The sequence below is a fragment of the Erwinia sp. V71 genome (assembly GCF_965644245.1).
Taxonomy (GTDB): domain Bacteria; phylum Pseudomonadota; class Gammaproteobacteria; order Enterobacterales; family Enterobacteriaceae; genus Erwinia.
In genome coordinates this window covers 1-1,503 of the sequence record NZ_CBFFRK010000234.1, presented here as the reverse complement: position 1 = coordinate 1,503, position 1,503 = coordinate 1, and the positions used below count along the sequence as shown (strand labels likewise).

Annotated in this window: 1 protein-coding gene; it reads left to right on the top strand. The window is 45.0% G+C overall.

Translation table 11 applies throughout. From position 1 onward, the window contains the following. Positions 1 to 95 precede the first annotated feature (95 nt). A complete protein-coding gene (locus ACSZO1_RS22340; protein ID WP_437616569.1) occupies positions 96 to 515 on the top strand; it encodes a tail fiber assembly protein in 420 nt (139 codons plus the stop codon). Positions 516 to 1,503: the final 988 nt, after the last annotated feature.

The window sequence follows — 1,503 nt, the reverse complement described above, 5'->3', positions numbered from 1 at the left end:
AGCGGGCATCGTGAAAAGTCTATGTCAAAGAAAGGGTTATGTTCTCATAATTGACGATTAAATCGCACCTTCCTTAGTTTCGATACGGTGTAAAAATGGACGTAATAAACATACTCGATGAAGCCGGATTCTATATTGGCGATTTTGTTATTGGCGTAAGCGGTGAAAACCTGCCTGCTTACTGGACCTTTGACCGTGTCGGCGATGGGTATTATAAAGCCCAATATCAGAACGCTACTCGAAATGATGATACTGGAGAATTATCTGGCGGGGATTGGGTAGAAACAGGCGAAGTACCACCTCCTGACTATCTCAGCCCGGTAATCTCTGAACGCGATAAGCTGATAGCTGATGCAACGCAGCGTATCACTGTGTGGCAAACCAAGCTGCTGATCGGTCGCAAGCTGACTACCGAAGAGACAACATCACTTAACGCATGGCTCGATTACATCGACTCACTCGAAGCCCTCGACCTTACCACTGCGCCAGATATCGAATGGCCCGAAAGTCCTTGATTTACAAATGGTGCCACGATGATAGCAAAAAACCGGCTCGTCACCGGCTAGCTAAAAAGGCTATAAATTTTGCAATGGATAACAATGTGCTCCTCTTAAATTGAGGCGTCACAGTATAGTTATCGGCAGAAACAGCCTCATATTTAGTAAAAAAAAACCGCCGTAAGGCGGGTGAGTAAGGTGATTTAAGATGCAACTATCTCATGCAGTTGTCATCTTCAATATACCTTAGATTCTTATTACATAATCAAGCATAACGTAGGTATATTTAGAGCAAGCAAGAATAATCCTAATCCCGAAGGCTATTCCGATTGAATTAGTTCTGTTGAAGGACAAAAAAAAGCCCGCTCAGCATGCGGGCTAAAATCCTTGTTACTTAGAGCAAAGTGCTCCAGGGTGGGAAGGAGACACACTCATGTCTCTTCCCAAGTGTAGTTGGGATGGCTAGAAAATCAAAAATGTTCTTGCTCAGGGGGCTGATGGGTTACTGAATTTTTTGGTAAAAAAAAACCGGCACGGCGGCCGGTTAATTTGCAGCAATGATAATCTCGTATGGTAATCGCGCCGTTGGGGGGCGCAGTCTCATCGTTTCACGCCAGGTACACTCCCTGCCTAAAGCCATGGTAGGCCATCTATGAGAAGGACTGAATGTAATGTGCCCGGCGTGAGAGTTTATTGAATGACCTGGTTAGCCTGCTGGCAATGCATAGCATTCAAAAATGAGATGAACAGCACATTCTTTCACCGCTGCGTTTTAAGGTGGGATCTGCTACAGGAACAAAAAAGCCTGCGCTACACAGGTATAAATTCGTTCAAAGGAAGGGAATCCAAACTCAGCCCAAGCTGATGCGACACTGTACAGGTTACTGGCCGGATAGATAGCTTTTTCAGTGAATGCTGAGCAAATGTTCTAAGCGCGAATTCAGATAATAAGTGCAACGCTCGGACATGATTGTGGAGAGTGTAGGAGGAAGGGTTAACTACCGAT